This window comes from Acidovorax delafieldii, assembly GCF_007993815.1.
In the GTDB taxonomy this organism is placed as follows: Bacteria; Pseudomonadota; Gammaproteobacteria; order Burkholderiales; family Burkholderiaceae_C; genus Acidovorax; species Acidovorax delafieldii.
In genome coordinates, this window is record NZ_VJWE01000011.1 from 987,353 (window position 1) to 1,007,874 (window position 20,522).

Annotated in this window: 21 protein-coding genes; 10 read left to right on the forward strand and 11 right to left on the reverse strand. The window is 67.2% G+C overall.

The genetic code is table 11. From position 1 onward, the window contains the following. The 9 genes from ATF69_RS07260 to mnmG form a co-directional block, all read right to left on the reverse strand. Positions 1-1,356: a hypothetical protein gene (locus ATF69_RS07260; RefSeq protein WP_146870382.1), complete on the reverse strand. Its 1,356-nt coding sequence runs from the start codon at positions 1,354-1,356 to the stop codon at positions 1-3. A 237-nt stretch (positions 1,357-1,593) separates the two neighbouring features. Then, entirely contained in the window at positions 1,594-2,511 is a 918-nt protein-coding gene (locus tag ATF69_RS07265; RefSeq protein WP_146870383.1) for a ParB/RepB/Spo0J family partition protein, read from the reverse strand. A 42-nt stretch (positions 2,512-2,553) separates the two neighbouring features. Next, entirely contained in the window at positions 2,554-2,850 is a 297-nt protein-coding gene (locus ATF69_RS07270) for a cupin domain-containing protein (RefSeq protein WP_056056978.1), read from the reverse strand. Between the two features lie 25 nt (positions 2,851-2,875). Then, a complete protein-coding gene (locus tag ATF69_RS07275; RefSeq protein ID WP_146870385.1) occupies positions 2,876-3,151 on the reverse strand; it encodes a hypothetical protein in 276 nt (91 codons plus the stop codon). Beyond that, positions 3,148-3,690, reverse strand: coding sequence for an RBBP9/YdeN family alpha/beta hydrolase (locus ATF69_RS07280; RefSeq protein ID WP_146870387.1), 543 nt, complete (start codon positions 3,688-3,690; stop codon positions 3,148-3,150). Before ATF69_RS07280 ends, ATF69_RS07275 begins: the two co-directional genes overlap by 4 nt. A 34-nt stretch (positions 3,691-3,724) precedes the next feature. Further along, positions 3,725-4,537: a ParA family protein gene (locus ATF69_RS07285; RefSeq protein ID WP_056742454.1), complete on the reverse strand. Its 813-nt coding sequence runs from the start codon at positions 4,535-4,537 to the stop codon at positions 3,725-3,727. A gap of 24 nt (positions 4,538-4,561) precedes the next feature. Continuing rightward, a complete protein-coding gene (locus tag ATF69_RS07290; RefSeq protein ID WP_056742455.1) occupies positions 4,562-5,176 on the reverse strand; it encodes a LysE family transporter in 615 nt (204 codons plus the stop codon). Between the two features lie 117 nt (positions 5,177-5,293). After that, entirely contained in the window at positions 5,294-5,971 is a 678-nt protein-coding gene (gene rsmG, locus ATF69_RS07295; RefSeq protein ID WP_370539892.1) for a 16S rRNA (guanine(527)-N(7))-methyltransferase RsmG, read from the reverse strand. Positions 5,972-5,973: 2 nt separating this feature from the next. Continuing rightward, positions 5,974-7,959 (reverse strand): tRNA uridine-5-carboxymethylaminomethyl(34) synthesis enzyme MnmG, encoded by a 1,986-nt coding sequence (mnmG, locus tag ATF69_RS07300; RefSeq protein ID WP_146870392.1) that lies wholly within the window; start codon positions 7,957-7,959, stop codon positions 5,974-5,976. A gap of 329 nt (positions 7,960-8,288) precedes the next feature. Between mnmG and ATF69_RS07305 the strand changes: the two genes are divergently transcribed. From ATF69_RS07305 to gstA, 9 genes are all read left to right on the forward strand, one after another. Continuing rightward, positions 8,289-8,885 carry an NADPH-dependent FMN reductase gene (locus tag ATF69_RS07305; RefSeq protein WP_056743165.1) on the forward strand — a complete coding sequence of 199 codons (597 nt, stop codon included), beginning with the start codon at positions 8,289-8,291 and terminating at the stop codon, positions 8,883-8,885. A 12-nt stretch (positions 8,886-8,897) separates the two neighbouring features. Further along, complete coding sequence (locus tag ATF69_RS07310; protein WP_056742462.1) at positions 8,898-9,164, forward strand: YkgJ family cysteine cluster protein; 267 nt, start codon at positions 8,898-8,900, stop codon at positions 9,162-9,164. A 177-nt stretch (positions 9,165-9,341) separates the two neighbouring features. Then, positions 9,342-10,220 carry an RNA polymerase sigma-70 factor gene (locus ATF69_RS07315; protein WP_146870394.1) on the forward strand — a complete coding sequence of 293 codons (879 nt, stop codon included), beginning with the start codon at positions 9,342-9,344 and terminating at the stop codon, positions 10,218-10,220. A 224-nt stretch (positions 10,221-10,444) separates the two neighbouring features. Then, on the forward strand, positions 10,445-10,900 hold the full coding sequence (locus ATF69_RS07320; RefSeq protein ID WP_056742467.1) for a carboxymuconolactone decarboxylase family protein: 456 nt from the start codon (positions 10,445-10,447) through the stop codon (positions 10,898-10,900). Positions 10,901-11,147: 247 nt separating this feature from the next. Continuing rightward, on the forward strand, positions 11,148-12,728 hold the full coding sequence (locus ATF69_RS07325) for a tail fiber domain-containing protein (RefSeq protein WP_146870396.1): 1,581 nt from the start codon (positions 11,148-11,150) through the stop codon (positions 12,726-12,728). 14 nt (positions 12,729-12,742) lie between these two features. Next, entirely contained in the window at positions 12,743-14,440 is a 1,698-nt protein-coding gene (locus tag ATF69_RS07330) for a tail fiber domain-containing protein (RefSeq protein WP_146870399.1), read from the forward strand. After that, positions 14,437-15,156, forward strand: a complete 720-nt coding sequence (locus tag ATF69_RS07335) for an Ig domain-containing protein (protein WP_082564840.1) — start codon at positions 14,437-14,439, stop codon at positions 15,154-15,156. The genes ATF69_RS07330 and ATF69_RS07335 overlap by 4 nt, the downstream gene beginning before the upstream one ends. A 170-nt stretch (positions 15,157-15,326) precedes the next feature. Then, the gene (locus ATF69_RS07340; RefSeq protein WP_056742476.1) at positions 15,327-16,100 is read left to right on the forward strand and encodes a class II aldolase/adducin family protein; all 774 of its coding nucleotides are present in this window, start codon (positions 15,327-15,329) and stop codon (positions 16,098-16,100) included. A gap of 116 nt (positions 16,101-16,216) precedes the next feature. Next, positions 16,217-16,825 carry a glutathione transferase GstA gene (gene gstA / locus ATF69_RS07345; RefSeq protein WP_056056950.1) on the forward strand — a complete coding sequence of 203 codons (609 nt, stop codon included), beginning with the start codon at positions 16,217-16,219 and terminating at the stop codon, positions 16,823-16,825. A 165-nt stretch (positions 16,826-16,990) separates the two neighbouring features. Here gstA and ATF69_RS07350 read toward each other — a convergent pair whose 3' ends face one another. Further along, positions 16,991-18,217 carry a YbfB/YjiJ family MFS transporter gene (locus ATF69_RS07350; protein WP_146870401.1) on the reverse strand — a complete coding sequence of 409 codons (1,227 nt, stop codon included), beginning with the start codon at positions 18,215-18,217 and terminating at the stop codon, positions 16,991-16,993. A 439-nt stretch (positions 18,218-18,656) separates the two neighbouring features. Here ATF69_RS07350 and ATF69_RS07360 point away from each other — a divergent pair, with 439 nt between their 5' ends. Next, positions 18,657-19,760 (forward strand): alkene reductase, encoded by a 1,104-nt coding sequence (locus tag ATF69_RS07360; RefSeq protein ID WP_099731640.1) that lies wholly within the window; start codon positions 18,657-18,659, stop codon positions 19,758-19,760. A 104-nt stretch (positions 19,761-19,864) separates the two neighbouring features. Here ATF69_RS07360 and ATF69_RS07365 read toward each other — a convergent pair whose 3' ends face one another. Beyond that, positions 19,865-20,452, reverse strand: coding sequence for a hemerythrin domain-containing protein (locus tag ATF69_RS07365; RefSeq protein ID WP_146870404.1), 588 nt, complete (start codon positions 20,450-20,452; stop codon positions 19,865-19,867). Positions 20,453-20,522: the final 70 nt, after the last annotated feature.

Here is a 20,522-nt window from a genome sequence, read left to right on the forward strand (position 1 = left end):
TCAGCGGCCAAAAATGCCGCGCAGCAGATTGACGGGGTTGACCACGTTGCCCGCGTCCGTGCCGCCGTCGCCCGCAGGTGGCTGGCCTGCGGGTGCACCGCCCATGCCGCTGGAGTAAGCGCCTGTGCCGCCCGACGGTGCGCCGGGTGCCGTGCCCATGCCACCACGGCGCCCCTGCATCTCTTCACCCAGCATGGCCATGGTGTGTGACTTCACCCGCACACGCACCGACCATTCAGGCTCCCACGCAGCCTTGGGGTCGGCCGGGCGGGGTGGGTACACGATGTGGCTCTCGCCACCGTAGGCCATCATGCGTAACATGGGCGTGGCATCGCGCCCGCCACCCGCAAAGATGCCCTGCGGGATGGCGCATTGGGTGGTCTCGGGCTGCAGCAGCACGCGCTCCTTGAGCCAGCGGTCGATGGTGGCGGGCGAGAGGTAGTCGAACAGGCCCATGCCGGTGTCCGGCGTCTCGGCGCTGGACCACATGATGAGATCGTCCCCGCTCTGTGACATGGCATGCAGGTAGTAGGCACGCGCATTGCGCACGGGCTGCCAGCTGGTGCCCATGCTGTCCTGCGGCTTGCCGGTGGTGCGCAGGTCGATGGCGGGCATCAGGTCCTGCGCCGCGCCCAGGGTAAATTTCATGGAGGCAGGCACGCCATCGCCACGCACCTGGTGCTCGCCCACCACCGAGCTGTCCCGCGACAGGCTGACCTGGTTGCGTTCGTTGGGGTACAGCGCATAGACCGGGCCCACGCGCGGGCCCCGGTCCGGCACGGCACGGCCCGCGAAGGCCTGGGCGTAGTCGGAGGGCTTGGCACGTGCCAGATCGATCACGCGGGGCTGGCCCGCACGCACCGCGCTACCGCAGCCCCAGTACAGCAGGATGCGGCCCTTGAGCTGCTGTTGCTGGTACTCACGCGGCACTTCGCCCGGCTCGGTCTGGGTGGGCTGGGCACGCGGCGGGATCAGCGGCAGGGACTCGCCCATGCGCATGCCGGGCGGGATGGACTGGCTGGCCTCAACGCCGGGGCGCAGGCTGTTGTGCAAGGCGATATCGATGACGCGCGGCGGCATGATGGACATGGCGCGGGCGTTGCCATACGACGTGTTGCTGCCGCCCCCCATGCCCGGCGCAGCGCCGCCGCCCATGCCCCCCATGAGGCCGCTGAGCATGCCGCCACCACCGGGCAGGCTGTCCATCTCGGGCATGCCGGCCATGGTGCCGGTGGACAGGTCCATCCACAGCTGCACCTTGGGAGCCTTGGTGTTTTGGGCCTGGGCGCCCAGGCTGGCAATGCACAGGCCAGCGGCCAGGCAGGCGGGGGTCAGGTAGCGCAAAGGGGTTGTCATCAGGTCTGCTCCAGGAGATACATGGATCACCCGGCAAACCATCATGGGCCGCAAAGCAGCGTCGTCGCCGCCCTGTGAAGAGGCCTTGCGGTCAACCCGGGTGTGTTGAACGCAGCGCAGTGTAGGCCCCGCAAGGACGCATTTTGCCCCTGCAAGTTACTTGTGGAAACCGTTTGTGTGCGCTATTTCACGCCATCTTGCGCGGCAACAACCCCGCACCCCGGAGCGATGAGAGGGTCAGCCGCGCAGGCGGTCGATCAGGCCGTTCAAAGCCTCCAGCGACCCGAACTGGATCGCCAGCTCGCCCATGTCCTCCACCCGGCCGTTGCGCTTGACGCGTTTCTTGACGCGCACTTCGACCTCGGCCATGAGCAGGTCCGACAGTTCTTCTTCCACGCGCTTGAGGTCGCGCGACTTTTCCTTCTGGGGCTTTTGCGGCACCAGGCTGAACTCGGCGCCGATCTTTTTGACCAGGGCCTCGGCCTCGCGCACCGATAGCTTCTTGGCCGCGATCTGGTTACCCGCCGTGATCTGCGCGGCGCGATCCAGCGACAGCAGTGCACGCGCATGGCCCATGTCGATGTCGCCCGCCATCAGCATGGTCTGCACGGGCTCGGCCAGATTCAACAGGCGCAGCAGGTTGCTGGCGGCGCTGCGCGAGCGGCCCACGGCCTGGGCTGCCAGCTCATGCGTCAGGCCAAACTCCTTGACCAGGCGCTGCAGGCCCTGGGCTTCTTCCAGCGGGTTGAGGTCTTCGCGCTGAATGTTTTCGATGAGCGCCATGGCGGCGGCCGACTCGTCCGGCACATCGCGCACCAGCACCGGCACCTCGGCCAGGCCCGCCAGGCGGGAGGCCCGAAAACGCCGCTCGCCCGCAATGATTTCGTACTTACCTGCGTGTTCACCCCCCGCGAGGCGCCGCACCAGGATAGGCTGCATGACGCCCTGGACCTTGATGGACTCGGCCAGCTCGTACAGCGCGCCCTCGTCCATGCGCGTGCGCGGCTGGTACACACCCGGCACCAGCTCGGAGAGCGGCAGGCTGCTGGGCAGGCCCGCGTCGGCGGCCTGGGCCTGCTCCACTTTGTCTTCGACCTTGGGGCCCAGCAGGGCTTCCAGGCCTCGGCCGAGGCCCTTGGGTTTTTTGGTGACCATGAAATGCGTCTCGCGAAAGGAAAAAGGGAAAGGGGGAAAGAATCAGCGGTCGATGATGACCAGCGTGCCGTGGCTGCCGGGCGCCACGGCGTGGGGCACGCCAGCGGGCACGATGAACACCTCGCCCGCGTTCACCTCGGTGACCTGCCCTTGCAGGGCGAGACGCATGCAGCCGTCCAGCACCAGCAGGGCTTCGTCAAAGTCGTGCGATTCATCGGGGTAGGCCGCGTCGTCCATGCGCAGCACCTTGACGTTGGCGCCCGCAGCCTGGCCCACCACCGTGGAGTTCCAGGCGCGGGGCAGTTGGTCGGCAATGGCGGGCAGGCTGATCTTGGTCATGGGTCGGCAACAAGGGTTCAAAACATCAACGCGCAGAGCGGCTCGCCACGCGGCGCCGCTTGCGACTGCGCCACAGGCGCAGCCACACACCGAACCCGATGGCCAGCAGCACCAGGGCCAGCATGAACTGCCCCAGCGCGCCCACCACCACCGCCCCGCTGGGCAGCAGCCAGGCCAACACCACTTGCAGCGCATCGAGCGGCCAGTAGAGCGCCGCAGGACGCTGCACCATCGTGGGTAATTGGCTCTGTGCAGCACCCGCCGTATCCGGGCGCTTGCGCCAAAAGGCCCAGCGGTTCATGCCGGGGTGGCGAGCTGCATCAGCCAGCCGCGCCCCTCATCCCAGTCGCCCAGCCCGGATTCGGCATTGATATGCCCGCGCTCGCCATAGTCCACACACCGCGCACCCCAGGCCTGGGCCAGACCTTCGGCGCGCTCGAAGCTGCAGTACGGGTCGTTGCGGCTGCCCACCAGCACGGCCGGAAACGGCAGCGGCTGGCGCGCAATGGGCGCCCAGCCGTGGATCTGCGCAGCCAGGTCGGGCCGCTCCACATCGCCCGGCGCCACCAGCAGCGCGCCGCGTACCTTGGCCGCGTGGCGGGTGTGCGCCGCCCACCAGGCGGTGAGGATGCAACCGAGGCTGTGCGCCGCCAGCACCACGGGGCCATCCACATCGGCCACGGTTTCTTCCAGGCGCGCAGACCAGTCGCCGCGCAGCGGGCGCATCCAGTCGTGCTGCTCCACGCGCTGGTAGCCGTGCGCGGCCTCCCAGCGGCTTTGCCAGTGGTCGGGGCCAGAGTTCTGCCAGCCAGGCAGCAGCAGGATGTTGGAGGCCTTCATTACTATCAAATTAATAGCTGCCACCGCATAATCTTCAAGCGCCTGCGGCCATTTTGGCCATGGAAGAGGCTGCAGGAGGCATGGTTTGCACACGCTCGACCATCTCCTGCGCAAACTCCACAAAGGCCTGGCTGCCCTTGGCGGCCGGGTCAAACACCACACCGGGCAGGCCATAGCTGGGCGCCTCGGCCAGGCGCACGTTGCGCGGAATCACGCTGTTGAACACCTTGTCGCCAAAGTGGCCCTTGAGCTGGTCGCTCACCTGCTGCTGCAGCGTGATGCGCGGGTCGAACATCACGCGCAGCAGGCCGATGATCTGCAGGTCGGCATTGAGGTTGGCGTGCACCTGCTTGATGGTGTTGACCAGGTCGGTCAGGCCTTCCAGCGCGAAGTATTCGCACTGCATGGGCACGATCACGCCGTGGGCACTGCACAGGCCGTTGAGGGTGAGCATCGACAGCGACGGAGGGCAGTCGATCAGCACGAAGTCATAGTCACCATCGGCCTCGGCCAGCGCAGATTTGAGGCGCTTTTCGCGGTGCTCCAGCGCCACCAGTTCCACCTCGGCCCCGGCCAGTTCGCGGTTGGCGCCCAGCACCCAGTAGCCACATTTGTCCGACAGCACGGCCGCCTCTTTGACGGAGGCGGATTCGAGCAGCACGTCGTACACCGTGAGGTCGAGGCTGCGCTTGTCCACGCCCGAGCCCATGGTGGCGTTGCCCTGCGGGTCCAGGTCCACCATCAGCACGCGCTGGCCGATCTTGGCCAGGCCGGCGGCGAGGTTGACGGTGGTGGTGGTCTTGCCCACCCCACCCTTTTGATTGGCAACGCAAAAGATCTTGGCCATGTGGGTGCTGCAGTTCGTGTGGTGTTATTTGGAGATGGCCAGCTTGATGCCAAAGCCGATCAGGAAGACGCCTGCCACTTTCTCTAGCACGCGGCCGATGCGCGGGTTGGCGCGCATGCGCTCGGCCAGGTGGTGCGTGAGCAGCACGGCAGTCAGGCCATAGAGAAACGTCAACGCGGCCACCGTGGCCGCCATCACGCCAAAGGTCAGCATGCCCTGGTGGCGCGCAGGATCGACGAACAGCGGAAAGAACGCCATGTAGAAAACGATGGCCTTGGGGTTGAGCAAGGTGATGAGCCCGGCCTGCTTGAAATAGTGGCGTGGCTCGATGTTCAGGATGGGCTGGGCGCCCGGCTTGGCCGTGACCATCTTGAAACCCAGCCACGCCAGATAGGCGGCCCCCAGCCACTGCACCGCGTGGAAGGCCGTGGGGTAGGTGGCAAGCAACGCAGCCACACCGGCCACTGCCGCCCACATCAGCACCTGGTCGCCCGCAATCACGCCCATGGTGGCCGCCATGCCGCCGCGAATACCGCCCTTGCTGGTGGAGGTGATGAGCGCCAGATTGCCAGGGCCCGGAATGAGCAGGAACAACACGATGGCGGCGACAAAGGCGCCGTAGTCTGCGATGCCGAACATGGTTTCTCCTGGTGCGCGGGTAGGGTGCGACCGAAAGATGCACCCGGGTGAGGAGCCGAGTTTACGCGAGCCCCCTGCCCCACCCGTCGAAAAGTCGGCGCACTGAGGACAGAGCCATCAGGCGGGCTTCATCCAAATGATGCAGCGCTCCGCGTCCAGACCCGGCACCGTGAGCTGTTCCACGTGAAACACTGCCACATCCCCAGGCAGCGCAGCGATTTCCTCATGGGGATGTTTGCCCTTCATGGCCAGCCATACGCCATGGGGCGCGGCCAGTGCGCTGCGCGACCAGGTCACAAAGTCTGGCAACGAGGCAAACGCGCGGCAGCTGATGACATCGAACGGCGTGCTCAGCGTCTCGACCCGTGCGTGCACACCATGCAGGTTGCGCAGCTTGAGCGCCACCGCCGCCTGCTGGATGAAGGCTGCCTTCTTGCCCACGGTGTCCACGCAGCTCACGTCCACATCCGGGCAGCAGATGGCAAACACCACACCGGGCAGCCCACCGCCCGACCCGACATCCAGCAGCTTCACCGCCGCCACCCCACCCTGCTGCAGGCCCGCCACATGCCGCCGCAACGGCGCCACGGCGGCCAGGCTGTCCAGCAGGTGGTGCGTCATCATCTCCTGCGGGTCACGCACGGCGGTCAGGTTGTAGACCTTGTTCCACTTCTGCAGCAGCGCCAGGAAGTCCATCAGCAGGGAAACCTGCGCATCGCTCAGGCCCAGCGCCAGGGCGTCGACCCCGGCTTGCAATTGTTGGCGCAGGCTGTCGTGGTTGCTGTTCACCGCCATCGTCATGCCGCCACTTCGCCTTCTGCCTTGGATGGCATGGCGGGTGCCACGGCGAACTCCTTGAACCCACCCTTCTTCAAATGGACCATCAGCAGCGAGATCGACGCAGGCGTAATGCCCGTGATGCGCGAGGCATGGCCCAGGGTCTCGGGCCGGTGGCGGGTGAGCACCTGACGCGCCTCGATGCTCAGTGCGGTGACCTGCATGTAGTCCAGATCGGGCGGCAGGCGCAGCTTCTCGAAGTGCGCAGCGCGCTCCACCTCACCCTTCTGGCGGTCGATGTAGCCTGCATACTTGGCGGCAATCTCCACCTGCTCCAGCACAGGGTCGCTCAGGTCACCCAGGGTTTCACGTGAAACATCGGCCGATACGTACTTACCGCCGTCCATCGACACCAGGTTGGCGTAGCTCACATCGGGGCGGCGCAGCAGTTCGAACAGGTTGTATTCGTGCTCGATGCTCTTGCCCAGCACCCGCTCCGATTCGGCGGCAGGCAGATTGCGCGGGTTCACCCAGGTGGCCTTCAAGCGCTCTGTTTCACGTGAAACCGCATCGCGCTTGCGGCTGAAGGCATCCCAGCGCGCATCGTCCACCAGGCCCATCTGGCGCCCCACTTCCATCAGGCGCATGTCCGCATTGTCCTCGCGCAGCTGCAGGCGGAACTCGGCCCGGCTGGTGAACATGCGGTAGGGCTCGGTCACGCCCTTGGTGATCAGGTCGTCCACCAGCACGCCCAGGTAGGCCTCGTCGCGGCCAGGCAGCCAGGGCGCGTCACCCCGGCACTGCAGCGCGGCGTTGATGCCTGCGAACAGCCCCTGGGCCGCCGCCTCTTCATAACCGGTGGTGCCGTTGATCTGCCCGGCGAAGAACAGGCCCTGGATCTGGCGTGTCTCGAAACTGCTCTTGAGCGAGCGCGGGTCGAAGTAGTCGTATTCGATGGCGTAGCCGGGGCGCAGGATGTGCGCGTTCTCCAGCCCCGGCATGCTGCGTACCAGGTCGTACTGGATGTCGAACGGCAGGCTGGTGCTGATGCCGTTGGGGTAGAACTCGTGCGTGGTCAGGCCTTCGGGCTCCAGAAAGATCTGGTGGCTGTCCTTGTCGGCAAAGCGGTTGATCTTGTCTTCCACGCTGGGGCAGTAGCGCGGGCCCACGCCCTCAATCTTGCCGGTGAACATGGGGCTGCGGTCGAAGCCGCTGCGGATGATCTCGTGCGTGCGCTCGTTGGTGTGGGTGATCCAGCAGGGCACCTGCTGGGGGTGCATTTGTGCATTGCCCATGAAGCTGAACACAGGCACCGTGCCCTCGTTCACGCCGCCGGGCATGCCGTCGCCGGGTTGTTCGGTGCACTTCGAGAAGTCGATGCTGCGCCCGTCGATGCGGGGCGGCGTGCCGGTTTTGAGGCGCCCTTGCGGCAGCTTCAGCTCCTTGAGGCGCGCCGACAGCGACACCGCCGGCGGGTCCCCTGCCCGGCCAGCCGCGTAGTTGTTCAGGCCCACATGGATCTTTCCGTCCAGAAAGGTGCCCGCCGTGAGCACCACGGTGCGGCTGCGGAAGCGGATGCCCACCTGCGTCACGGCGCCCACCACGCGGTCGCCTTCCACCATCAGGTCGTCCACCGCCTGCTGGAACAGCCACAGGTTGGGCTGGTTCTCCAGCATGCGGCGGATGGCGGCCTTGTACAGAATGCGATCGGCCTGGGCGCGCGTGGCCCGCACGGCCGGGCCCTTGGAGCTATTGAGGATGCGGAACTGGATGCCACCCTCGTCCGTGGCCAGCGCCATGGCCCCGCCCAGCGCATCCACCTCTTTCACCAGGTGGCCCTTGCCGATGCCCCCAATGCTCGGGTTGCAGCTCATCTGCCCCAAGGTCTCGATGTTGTGGGTCAGCAGCAGCGTTTTGCTGCCCATACGGGCAGCGGCCAGCGCGGCCTCGGTGCCTGCATGGCCACCGCCGACAACGATCACATCAAATTCCTGGGGGTACAACATGGGGGGTGCTCCGGGGCCCGGGGGGCCCGACATTCAAAACCGCCCGCCAGCCTGCGACGGCCCAACGGGGGGGGGGCGCACTGCGGCGGGATGCATCATTCACCAGCCCATCGGGGCGGCAAGGGTGCAAGGGGAAACCCACGATTTTCCCACCTTTGCATGCTTTTTGTGCAAAGCCCTGGTGACAGCGGTAGCGCCACCCATCCGCAGCGCTACCAGCGCCTGCGGCCTTGGGCAGGTGTTTCACGTGAAACAAACGCCCGCCCCCACACGCCGGAGGGCGGCAGCTTGCAGTATTCCTGCCGCGGCTTTGTGCTCCAATGGCCCGCATGACTACCCAACTTCTCATCTTCGCGGGCAGCACCCGCCAGCAATCCTTCAACCGCAAACTGGCCCACGCCACCGCTGCCATCGCGCGCGATGCAGGGGCCAGCGTCACGCTGATGGAGCTGTCGGACTTCAACATCCCGCTGTACAACGCCGACCTCGAAGCCCAGGGCACGCCTGCCGACGTGATCCGGCTGAAGGAAATCCTCTGGCAGCACCCGGCCTGGATCATCTGCTCGCCCGAGTACAACGGCAGCTACACCGCCCTGCTCAAGAACACCATCGACTGGGCCTCCAGCCCCGTCAAGGGCAACCCCGACTGGCAGGACGGTGGCAAGAGTTTTCGCGGCAAGGTCGTGGGCATGCTGAGTGCCTCGCCAGGCGCCCTGGGTGGCCTGCGCTCGCAAAGCCACCTGGCACCCCTGCTGATCAATGCCGAATGCTGGCTGGCGCCCAAGGCATTTGCCCTGGGCTCGGCAGGCAGCGCGTTTGACGACAGCGGCGCCCTCGTCCAGCCAGCCCACCGCGACCGCGTGCGTGCCGTGGTGGACCAGGTGCTGTGGGGCGCCAGCCGCCTGCAGCCCGCTGGCGGCCAATAAGGCGGCGCGCCCGTGGACTGCCGCCCCGGTTGCGGCGCCTGCTGCACCGCCCCCTCCATCAGCTCGCCCATCCCCGGCATGCCACTGGGCAAGCCGGCCGGGGTGCGGTGCATTCAGCTGGCGGACGATGCGCGCTGCCGCATCTTTGGCCAACCCGAACGCCCAGCGGTGTGCGCGGGGCTGACGCCCTCTGCCGAGATGTGCGGCAGCAGCCAGGCACACGCCATGCACTACCTGTCCCGGCTGGAATCGCTCACGCAGCCGGCCGCGCGCCCGTAGTCTGTTTCGCGGGGCCACGGAGGGACACTGCAGGCGTTTCAAGCCCCAAAGTGAACTCAAGCGCTAGTGCCACATGCACTAGCAGCTATAAAAACGATAGTTCCAAGCCAGGCTGTCACAAACTGCAGGTGTGCGCCGTCTGTGCTTCACTGAAAGCACTCCACCGCCGCCATTGCCATGACCACCACCACCGACCCCTTCACCACCCTGCGCCCTCGCCTCTTTGGCATTGCCTACCGCATGCTGGGCGTGCGGGCCGATGCCGAGGATGTGCTGCAGGACGCCTGGCTGCGCTGGAGCCGCACCGACGCCAGCACTCTGCAGTCGGCCGAGGCCTGGCTGGTGACCATCGTCACGCGGCTGTCCATCGACCGGCTGCGGGCGGCCAAGGCCGAGCGCGAGGCCTATGTGGGCTGGTGGCTGCCCGAGCCGCTGGTGGAGCTGGACACCTACACGCCCGAATCGGCGGCGGAACTGGCGGGCGAGCTGTCGGTGGCGTTCATGTATGTGCTGGAGCGGCTGGGGCCCGAGGAGCGCGCGGCCTTTTTGCTGCGCCAGGTGTTCGACTACGACTACCCCGAGATCGCCGCCCAGCTGGGCAAGACCGAGGCCAGCTGCCGCCAGATGGTGCACCGCGCCAGCGAGCGCGTGCAGCAGGCGCGCACCCGCTTTGAGGTGCCGCAGGCGGTGCACCACCAGCTGCTGCAACGCTTCATGAATGCCGCCCAGAGCGGGGACCGCCACGCCATCGAGGCGCTGCTGAGCGAAGACGCCCAGCTCATCGGCGATGGCGGTGGCATCGTGCCCTCGTTTCCCAAGCCGCTGGTGGGGCCGTTTCGCATCACCAACCTGTACTGGGCGGTGTTCCGGCGCCTGGGCACGCAGGTGGTGTATCGCATGGCGCTCATCAACGGCGAGCCGGGCCTGCTGCGCTATGTGGACGGGCGCATCGAGTCGGCCCAGGCGTTTGTGACCGATGGCGAGCGCATCGTGGCCATCTACGCCGTGCGCAACCCGGACAAGCTGGCCGGCATCCCGGCCATGCTGCCGCTGTAAAGACACGGGCATAGCGCCGTCTGCGCAGACCATCACGCGGGCAGCTCCGGCGAGTGCGCCAGGGCAGAAAAAACGCAGGCCACCTGTCACAACCTGGCACGGTGCAGCGTCTTGAAGGGTATGGAAGACGGCAGTGTGGCCATACGGTAGCAAGGCCACAAGGCTACACACGAGCGCCGTCTTTCACCGCCGTTATCAACACCCTTTCACACCAGGAGTTTTCCATGTCGCAACACAGCGCCCGCCTGCCCTACCACCAACTGTCGTCCAAGGCCTTCATGGGCCTGGTCAACGTCTCTGAAACCATCAAGAAAGGCCCACTGGGCACCCGGCTGGCCGAGCTGGTGTTCCTGCGCATCTCGCAGATCAACGGCTGCGCCTACTGCATGGACATGCACTGGAGCGCGCTCGTCAAGGACGGCGCCGATCCGCGCCACCTCAACGCTGTGGCTGGCTGGCGCGAGGCACCGTTCTTCAGCGAGCGCGAACGCGCTGCGTTTCGCTGGGCAGAGATCATCACCGCCACCCCCCACAGCGACGCGAGCGATGACGAGTACGCCAAGCTGAAGGCCCTGTTCACCGACGCCGAGATTTCCGACCTGGGCTTTGCCATCGCCATCATCAACGCCTGGAACCTGCTGAACGCGGGCATGCGCGCACCGATTCCAGGAGCAGCCTGACCGCGCTCGGCAGGGCGGCAAAGCGGCGGCGCGCTCGGCGAGAACGCACCCGCCAACCCGCCCGCATGATGTATCACAAAAACAACAATCACCCTCGCGCATTTCTCGATTGACGCATCAGCACTGGTCATTCAGACTCAATTTGTTTCTACGAGTAACCAACGGCAAGCACGCGGCGAACATGCCACCCTGACCGTGTCGGTGCTCCTGGTAGCCCTTCTCCGCCCGCGCTTTCGAGAACACCGCCATGAACCTTCTGCACCGAGCCTCGATGGCCCTGGTGGCGAGCCTGATCGCCACCACCTGCGCTGCCCAGAGCGCTGCCCCTTCCATCGCCACCACCCGCCAGGCCGATCGCATCACCTGGACCCCCAACACAGCCCACGGTGCGGCCAAGCTGCGGCTGGCGCGCCCCGACGGCAGTACCACCGATCTGGCGTTCGCGCGCGCGCCCATCGTGCTGGAACCCCGCAGCGCGGGCCTGGCCGACGGACGCTACTTTTATGAACTGAGCCTGGACCCGCCTCCGCTCATGGATCCCGCCCTGGCCCAGGCCACGCTGTCCCAGCGCATCGTGTCAGGCTCCTTTGTCGTGGCCCAGGGTCAGTTGCAGGTGGGCGGCACCGAATACAGCGTGCCGGCGCCACGCACCAAGGCGGCAGCCACGTTCTCCACCAAGGACCAAGTTGTTGCCGACGACCTGATCGTGCAGGGCAGCCTCTGCGCCGGGCTCGACTGCGTGAACAACGAGTCCTTCGGCTTCGACACGGTGCGGCTCAAGGGCGCCAACCCCATCATCCATTTTGAGGACACCAGCACCGGCGCCTTCCCCACCAACGACTGGCGCATTCGGGCCAACGACGCCGCCTCGGGCGGCGCCTCCTACCTCGCCATCGAGGATGCGGCCACTGGCAACCAGGTTTTCAGCGTCAGTGCCGGGGCCCCCACCAACAGCCTCTACGTCAGCTCCGGCGGCGACCTGGGCTTGCGCACCGCCACACCGGTGCTGGACGTACATGCCCTGACGGGTGACACGCCAGGGGTCCGCCTGGAGCAGTCCTCAGCGGGCGGCTTCACGGCGCAGACCTGGGATATCGCTTCCAACGAGGCCAATTTCTTCGTGCGCGACGTCACAGGTGGCTCACGCCTACCGCTGCGCATACGCCCTGGAGCACCCACCAGCAGCCTGGACATCGCGGCATCGGGCAATGTCGGCCTGGGCACTGCGTCGCCAGCCGCTGCACTGCATGTGTTGCGCACCGACGGCACGGCCCAAGTCCTGGTCCAGGAAACCAGCGGCACAGCCGCACAGCGCACCCTGCTGAACCTGACCAACAACGGCCCGGCCACGCTGCGCTTCACCACGGCAGCGGCCACCGGTTGGGACATGACAGCCGGCACCACGCTCACGCTGGCCACACAGGGCGCGGGTACCCCCCAGCTCACGCTGGCGGCCAACGGCAACCTGGCCATCACCGGAACGTTGAGCACCGGCTCCAGCCGCTCGCTCAAGACGGGCATCGAGCCCATCAACGGCAGCAGCCTGCTGGCCAAAGTGCTGAGCCTGCCGCTGTACCACTGGCGCTACACCGCGAGCCCCGCACAGGAACGCCACGTCGGCCCCATGGCCGAAGACTTCCGCAAGATCTTCCAGCTCGGCCAGGATGACAAGAGCCTGGCGCCCGGCGACCTCGCGGGCGTGACCCTGGGGGCCGTGCAGGAACTGGCTCGCAAGGTGACAGAGCGCGAGGCCGACATTGCGGCGATCCGGGCCCGCATCTCCCTGCTCGAAGCCCAGATGGCGGTCCCCGCCAAGCCCGTACGCTGAAGGGGTCGCTAGCCATGCACCACCACAACCCCTCGCAGAGCCGGCCAAAACCGCGCACTGCCGCCCTGCTGATGATGGCCACGGCACTCGCAGCGTCGCTGCTGTGCCAGAACGTGCAGGCACAACAACCGGAGGCCGCCGCCAGCGCCGCCGCTGTCACAGTCCGCCTGCTGGCCCAGCGGCTGGAGTGGACACCCGCCGCGCCCCATGGCCGTGCCGTGCTGCGCGTCGCGCGCGACGGCGGCACGCCCCAGGACTTCGTGCTGCGCAGCCCGCTGGTGTTCTCCCTGCAGGACACCCCTCTGCCCGACGGGCGCTACGTCTACGAACTGACACTCGCACCTGCCACCAACGCAGTGCGGCGTGACGATGCCGCTGTAGCTCCAGCAGCGCCCGCAGCCAGCCCCATAGGTGCCCAGTTCAGCGGCTACGTGACCGTGGCCGGTGGCTCTTTCGTGCTGCCGCCTCAGGCACCGCCGCGTGGCGAGGTCGGTGCGGCCGACAGCACCACCACGGCACCTGCCGCCATCCGGGCCAGCACGCGCATGACCACCAAGGACCAAGTGGTCGCCGACGACCACATCGTCCAGGGCAGCGTCTGCACAGGACTCGACTGCGTCAACAACGAGGTTTTTGGCGATGACACCCTGCGGCTGAAGGAGAACAACACCCGCATCGGTTTCTGGGACACCCGGCTCACGCCATTTCCCAACAACAGATGGACCCTGGTCGCCAATGACACCTCCAGTGGTGGGGCCAGCTACATGGCCATCGAGGATGCCACGGGCGCCAAACTTCCCGCACGCTGGATGGCCGGCGCACCGGCACACAGTCTTCACGTGAGCCCACAGGGGCGCGTGGGCATCCGAACGGCCGTGCCCGCGCTGGACCTGCACATGCTGACCACCGATACCCCAGGGGTACGGCTCGAGCAAAGCAACACCAGCGGCTTCACAGCCCAGACCTGGGACATTGCCGGCAACGAGGCCAATTTCTTCGTGCGCGACGTCACGGGCGGCTCGCGCCTGCCCCTGCGCATCCGGCCTGGGGCACCGCACTCCAGCCTTGACATCGCCGGCAGCGGCAACGTCGGCCTGGGGACTCCCCGCCCCGTGGCGTCGCTGAACCTGCGCCGAAGCGACGGCACCGGCACCTTGCTGATTGACAACAGCGCGGCGGCCCCCGCCACGCGCGTGCAGATGGAGTTACAGAACAACGGCTCCATCGCAGCGCGCCTGGCGCATGGCACGGGCACAGCGTACTGGACCCAGCACACCACTACGTCCAGTGTCAGCCTGGCACCGAGCGGCAGCGGCAGCAACGCGTTGTCGGTACAGTCGAGCGGCGGCCTGGTGATCGCCGGTACGCTCAGCCAGGGCTCCAGCCGCACGCTCAAGCACGACATCACAGCGGCGCCGGTCCATGTCATTCTGGGCGAGGTGGCGCAGCTGCCGCTGTATGCCTGGCGCTACCTGAGCGACCTCAACGCCAGCCTGCACCTGGGCCCCATGGCCGAAGACGTGCACCACCGCTTCCAGCTGGGCGCTAGCCCGCAGACGCTTGCACCCAGCGATGTCGCGGGTCTGGCCGCCGCGACAGTCCAGGCTTTGCACCAGAAGCTGGCTGCCAAGGATGAGGAACTCCTGGCCTTGGCGGAACGCCTCTCAGTCCTGGAACGGCAGCTCCAACGCAAGCGCGGAGGTGCGCAATGATGGCCCGCGCAGCCCGGGCTGCGGCCACCTGGTGCCGACAACTCCTGGCAGGAGCAGGGACCGCAGGCCTCTTGCTGTGGAGCGCTACCGCCGCAGCCCAGAGCATCAACGTCACGCCCTCCTCCATTCCCGTCCCGGTGCAGGGTGTGCCTTATAGCGTGACCTTCGTGGGCAGCAATGGTGTGGCGCCGTACCAGTTCCTGGTCAGCACCGGTGTGCTACCCGTCGGCCTGAGCCTGTCGGCCAGTGGCGCCCTCACGGGAACCCCTACTACCGCAGCGGCCTACAGCTTCACCATCACGGTGTCCGACTTCCTGGGCCGCGAACTGGACCTGACAGGCACGGGCGCCGTGACCAGCACGCTGGTCATCACCCCGCCCCCCGCACTCCTTGTCAACATTCCCTACAGCGGACAGATACAGGTGACTGGCGGCACAGGTCCCTACACCTTTGCCATCAACTCGGGCACGCTGCCACCAGGCATGTCGCTCAGCGCCAGCGGCATGCTGGTCGGCACACCCACGGCTCCCGGCAGCTACGTGCTGGTCATCCAGGTCACAGATGCCAATGGCCTGTCCTCGGTCATCACGCTGAACATCAATGTGACGGCCCTAGCCACGGGGATTCCTGTCAATGAGCCCTGGATGCTGGCTCTGGCGGCGCTGGGACTGGGCTGGCTCGGGCGGCGGCAACTTCGGCAGCGTCAGCAGTACTGACGCGCTGACGCTGAACGCACAGGCGGTCAGACTGCAGTGTGGCTGCTCCTGGACCACAGGGGCGACCATTCCGTCCGTTGTGCGTCAGGTGTAGCCTGCCTGACAGACCCTCGGGCAAGACCGCCCTACAGTGGCGTTTCCCACCTCTACAAAAAGCGGAGACACCACCCATGCTCAACATCCCCTCGCTGCAAGGCAGCGTCAGCCCTGAAGAATGGCAGCTGCGCTGCGACCTGGCCGCGTGCTACCGGCTCGTCGCGCTGTACGGCTGGAGCGACCTGGTCTTCACCCACATCAGCGCCAAGCTGCCCGAGTCGGTGTCAGGCCCTGGCGAGCACCACTTCCTGATCAACCCCTATGGCCTCATGTTCGACGAGATCACGGCGTCGAGCCTGATCAAGGTGGACATGTTGTGCAACAAGCTGCACGACTCGCCCTTCCCTGTGAACCCTGCCGGGTTCGTGATCCACAGCGCCGTGCACGAGGCCCGGCCCGAGGCGGGCTGCGTGCTGCACACCCACACGCGCGCCGGCGTGGCCGTGAGCGCGCAAAAGGGCGGCGTGCTGCCCATCAGCCAGCAAAGCACCTTTGTGCTGGGCTCGCTGGCGTACCACGAGTACGAAGGCGTGGCCTTCCGCGACGAAGAAAAGCCGCGCCTGCAGGCCGACCTGGGCGAAGCCAACTTCCTCATGCTGCGCAACCACGGGCTGCTCACCGTGGGCAAGACCATTGCCGACGCCTTCCTGTCCATGTACACCTTCGAGAACACCTGCCGCATCCAGATCGACGCGCAGGCCGGCGGCGAACTGACGCAGGTGAACCCGCAGATCGTGAGCGGCGTGGCCCAGGCCATGCGCGTGCAGACCGGCGGCCTGGGCGGCGCCTTTGCCTGGCCCGCGCTGCTGCGCAAGGTGCAGCGCGACCTGCCTGGATACGACAGCTGACGCGACCCCTCCCCGCTGCACCACGCAGCAGGCGCCGGGGTTGCGCCCCGGCGCCTGCAAGAATCCGGCACAGCGCATAGGATCGGCGGTTTCCGACCGTTTTCAAGGACCGATCCATGAAGCTTTACTACTCCCCCGGCGCCTGCTCCCTGTCCCCCCACATCGCCTTGCAAGAGGCCGGCTTGGCCTACACCCCCGTGCTGGCCAGCACCAAGAGCCACAAGCTGCAGGACGGCACCGACTACTACACCATCAATGCGCTGGGCTACGTGCCCGTGCTGGAGCTGGACAACGGCGAGCGCCTGCGCGAAGGCCCGGCCATCGTGCAATACATCGCCGACCAGGTGCCCGACAAGCAACTCGCCCCCGCCAACGGCACCCTGGCGCGCTACCGCCTGCAAGAGTGGCTGACCTTCATCGGCACCGAGCTGCACAAGGGCTTCAGCCCCCTGTTCAACCCCGCCACCCCCGAGGAGTACAAGCCCATGGTGCGCGAGCGCCTGCTGCAACGCCTGCAGTGGGTGGATGGCCAGCTCGCCGGCAAGCAGTACCTGATGGGCGACCAGTTCACCGTGGCCGACGGCTACCTGTTCACCGTGACCAACTGGACCCAGCCCACCAAGCTCGACATCTCCGGCCTGGCCAACCTGGCGGCCTACCGTGAACGCGTGGGTGCCCGCCCCGCAGTGCAAGCCGCGATGAAGGCCGAAGGCCTGCTGAAATAGGGACACCCCCCTGAGGCGCTGCGCGCCTTCCCCCCGCTCTCGCTACGCGGGCAGGGGGACAACGCCCTCGCTGCGGGACGGCCCTTGCTCGGCGTTCCTGGCCTAGGCCCCGCCAGTATCGATTGGGAGCACGTAGCTCGACGCGCGGGCAAAACTCCAGTTGTGCTACAGCGGCTTCTGCCGCCACGCTACCAGCGCCCCCACCCACAGCGCGCAGGCCGAGAACACCAGCCCGCGCGCCAGGCCTCCAGGGCCATCGGCAATCCAGCCTACCACCGTGGGCCCCACGATCTGCCCCGCCGCAAACACGATGGTGAACGCGCTGATGCCGCTGGCCCACAGCGCCTGCGGCAGGTTGTGCCGCACCAGCGCCGTGGTCGATGCCACCACCGACAGGAACACCCCGCCAAACAGCAGCCCCGAGGCCAGCACCACCGGCCACGCGCCCGTGACGGCGGGCAGGATGGTGGCCACGCCCAGCAGCGCATTGAGCCGCGCCAGTGCCTCTCCGCCACGGCTGCGGTCCAGTAGCCCGGCCCAGATGCGTGAAGACAGCACTACGGCCAGCCCCAGCAAGGCGTAGAACAACGTCACCTCGCCCGCACCCCGGCCCTGCTCGCGCAGCAGCGCCACCACAAAGGTCATGTAGCCGATATAGCCCACGCCAAACAGGCCGTAACCCAGCAGCGCAGGGGCCAGGGCCCGCCAGCGCACGCGGTCGGGCACTGCAGCCTCCGGTGGGGTTCCGGATGCGGCGGCCACGGGTGCAGCCAGCCCGTTCAACACCCGCGCCGGCCACAGCAATGCCACCGTGGCCGCCACACAGGCCAGCGCCAAGGCCCACCAGGCCCAGGTCCAGCCATGCGGCGCGGGCGCCACACCCAGCACGGCTGGCACCAGCAAAGCCGACAGGCTGATGCCCCAGCCCGTGCCGCCGTAGTACAGGCCCAGCAGCAAACCGCTGCGCCCCGGCACCTGGGCACCCAGCCGCGCCGCCAGCAGCCCCCCGGCAATGAACACCAGCGCACTGGCCCCACCGGCCAGCAGGCGCTGCACCAGGAGGGGTGCCGCCTGCGTGAAAAAGCCGCTCAGACCCATGAACACCGTGGCCATCACCGCACCTGCCACCAGCACTGCGCCCGGGGCCGCGCGCCGCAACAGCCAGGGCGTGGCCAGAGCGCCCAACAGATAGCCCAGCGCGTTCGCCGTGTTCATGCCCCCGGCCAGCGTGTACGACCAGCCCAGGTCTTCGCGCATGGGCGGCAGCAACAGGGCATAGGCAAACCGCGTGATGCCCAGCGAGATGGCGGCGCCCATCGACAAGGCCACGGCGAGCCACAGGCTGCGCAACGGGGAGATGGAAAGCGGTGCGAAGGGCGGTGGCGAAGGCATGGCGGTCCATTCTCATGCAACAGCACCCGCGCCGCTTGCGCCGCCTGGACAGCACGGGGCTAACACAAAACCGGTGCCCTTGTTGACGCCAGTGCGCTGCACGTTTTGCGCTGCAGCATTAAGCTCCAAGAGCCTGTTGGCGATCTCGCAGGGGATCGCGTTGGAGCGCAATCGGGATGAGTGGATGCTTCGGATGCGCCGCATGGGCTCATGCCCATGCAAGCAGCTGGGGCGTCCAATCACCCGATTTCGCTCCAACCCTTCGGGCAGTGGCCTTTGCGGGCGGTCTGCGGCGTTGCGGCGCTTGTGGATAGCGGGGCTATCCACTGCGCACCGCGCCTTGCATCCCCTCCCGCAAAGACCGCTGCGCGACCCCTGGGAGATCGTCAACAGGCTCTTTGCTGCTTTTTTTGCACTGAGCTTTTCAGGACCACTCACCATGACCTCATTGTTTGAACCCACCCGCGCGGGCGACCTACAGCTGGCCAACCGCATTGCCATGGCGCCGCTCACGCGCAACCGCTCGCCCGAGGCCATCCCGACCGACCTGGTCGCCACCTACTACGCGCAGCGCGCCAGTGCCGGTCTCATCATTTCCGAGGCCACAGCCATCAGCCCGCAAGCCCAGGGCTATGCCGATGTGCCCGGCCTGTACGGCACCGAGCAGCTGGACGGCTGGAAGAAGGTGACCCGCGCCGTGCACGATGCCGGCGGCAAGATCGTGGTGCAGCTGTGGCATGTGGGCCGCGTCTCGCACACCGACTTGCAACCCGGCAACGCCGCCCCCGTCGCACCCTCGGCCGTGCAGGCCAACACCAAGACCGTGCTCATCAAAGACGGCGTGCCCACCTTTACCCCCACCTCCATGCCCCGCGCACTCGATGCCGAAGAGATCCCCGGCATCGTGCAGGACTACCGCCACGCCGCGCGCAACGCCATTGCGTCAGGTTTTGACGGTGTGGAAATCCACGCGGCCAACGGTTATCTGATCGACCAGTTCCTCAAGACCGGTGCCAACCAGCGCACCGACGACTACGGCGGCAGCATCGCCAACCGCGCCCGTCTGCTGCTCGAAGTGACCCGCGCCATCGTTGAGGAAATCGGCGGTGGCCGCACCGGCATCCGCCTGTCGCCCGTCACGCCCGCCAACGACATCGTGGACGCCGATCCGCAGCCGCTGTTCGACCACGTGGTGCGCCACCTGGGCCCGCTGGGCCTGGCCTACATCCACGTCATCGAAGGCGCCACCGGCGGCCCGCGCGAGGTGGAAGGCCGCCCCTTCGACTACGCCGCGCTCAAGGCCGCCTACCGTGCAGCGGGCGGCAAGGGTGCGTGGATGGTCAACAACGCCTACACCCGCGAGCTGGCCGATGCCGCCCTGGCCAAGGGCGCCGACATCGTGGCCTTTGGCCGCCCCTTCATCGCCAACCCCGACCTGGTAGCGCGCCTGAAAGCCAACGCACCGCTCAACGAGGTGAACCGCGCCACGCTGTACGGCGGCGGGGCCGAGGGGTACACGGACTACCCGGCGCTCAGCGCCTGAGTCCGCACCGCGCCGGAACGGCCCCATGGGGCCGCACCGGTTGCAGCTGGCGCTGCACGAGCCAGCAGTCGCCTGCCGCAGTCAGCACCAAACGGCGCAGTCGCTCAGGAGGGTGAGCCGAGCCCGATCGGACTGGGCGCCCGCATGACGATGCGGGTGAAGAGCCGGTCATAGGCCGCGTCGCGCGGCTTGCCCGGGGCCAGCGGGTTGGTGTTGCTGGCAAAGGCCGCGTCGATGGCGGTCCAGTCGCCCGGCTGCAGGGCCTCCTGCGCGGCGGGCAGCACCACGGTTTCTTCCAGGCGCATGTGCTCCAGATAAAAGCGGATGTAGCGCTCCAGCGCCAGCGCAAACGCCTCGCGGCGCGCGTCGCCCATCAGCTCCCAGCCCAGCAGCAGGTGCTGCAGTTCGCGCACCGCAGCCTCGCCGCCCTCGTGGTCACGCTCCAGCTGGGCGATGGCCTCGGCCGCCTGGGGTGAGCGCTCAGCCACCTTGGGGAACAGCCACTGCGACTCCTTGGGGTGGTGCTGGCGCTCGGGAAACTCGTCGATGTAGAACAGCATGGCCCGCATCACGTCAAAGAACGCGGCGGGCTCGTCGCCCGGGCCCTGGTCCAGCATCAGGCGCAGCGAGTGCAGCACCGCCGCGAGCGACGCATGCTCCTCGCGAATGGTTCGCAGACTGATCGACGGCATGGCGCACTCCCCAGGTTCAACAAGGCCCCAAGGGTGCCACGCGTGCACGGGTGCGCCCATGACGCAGGTC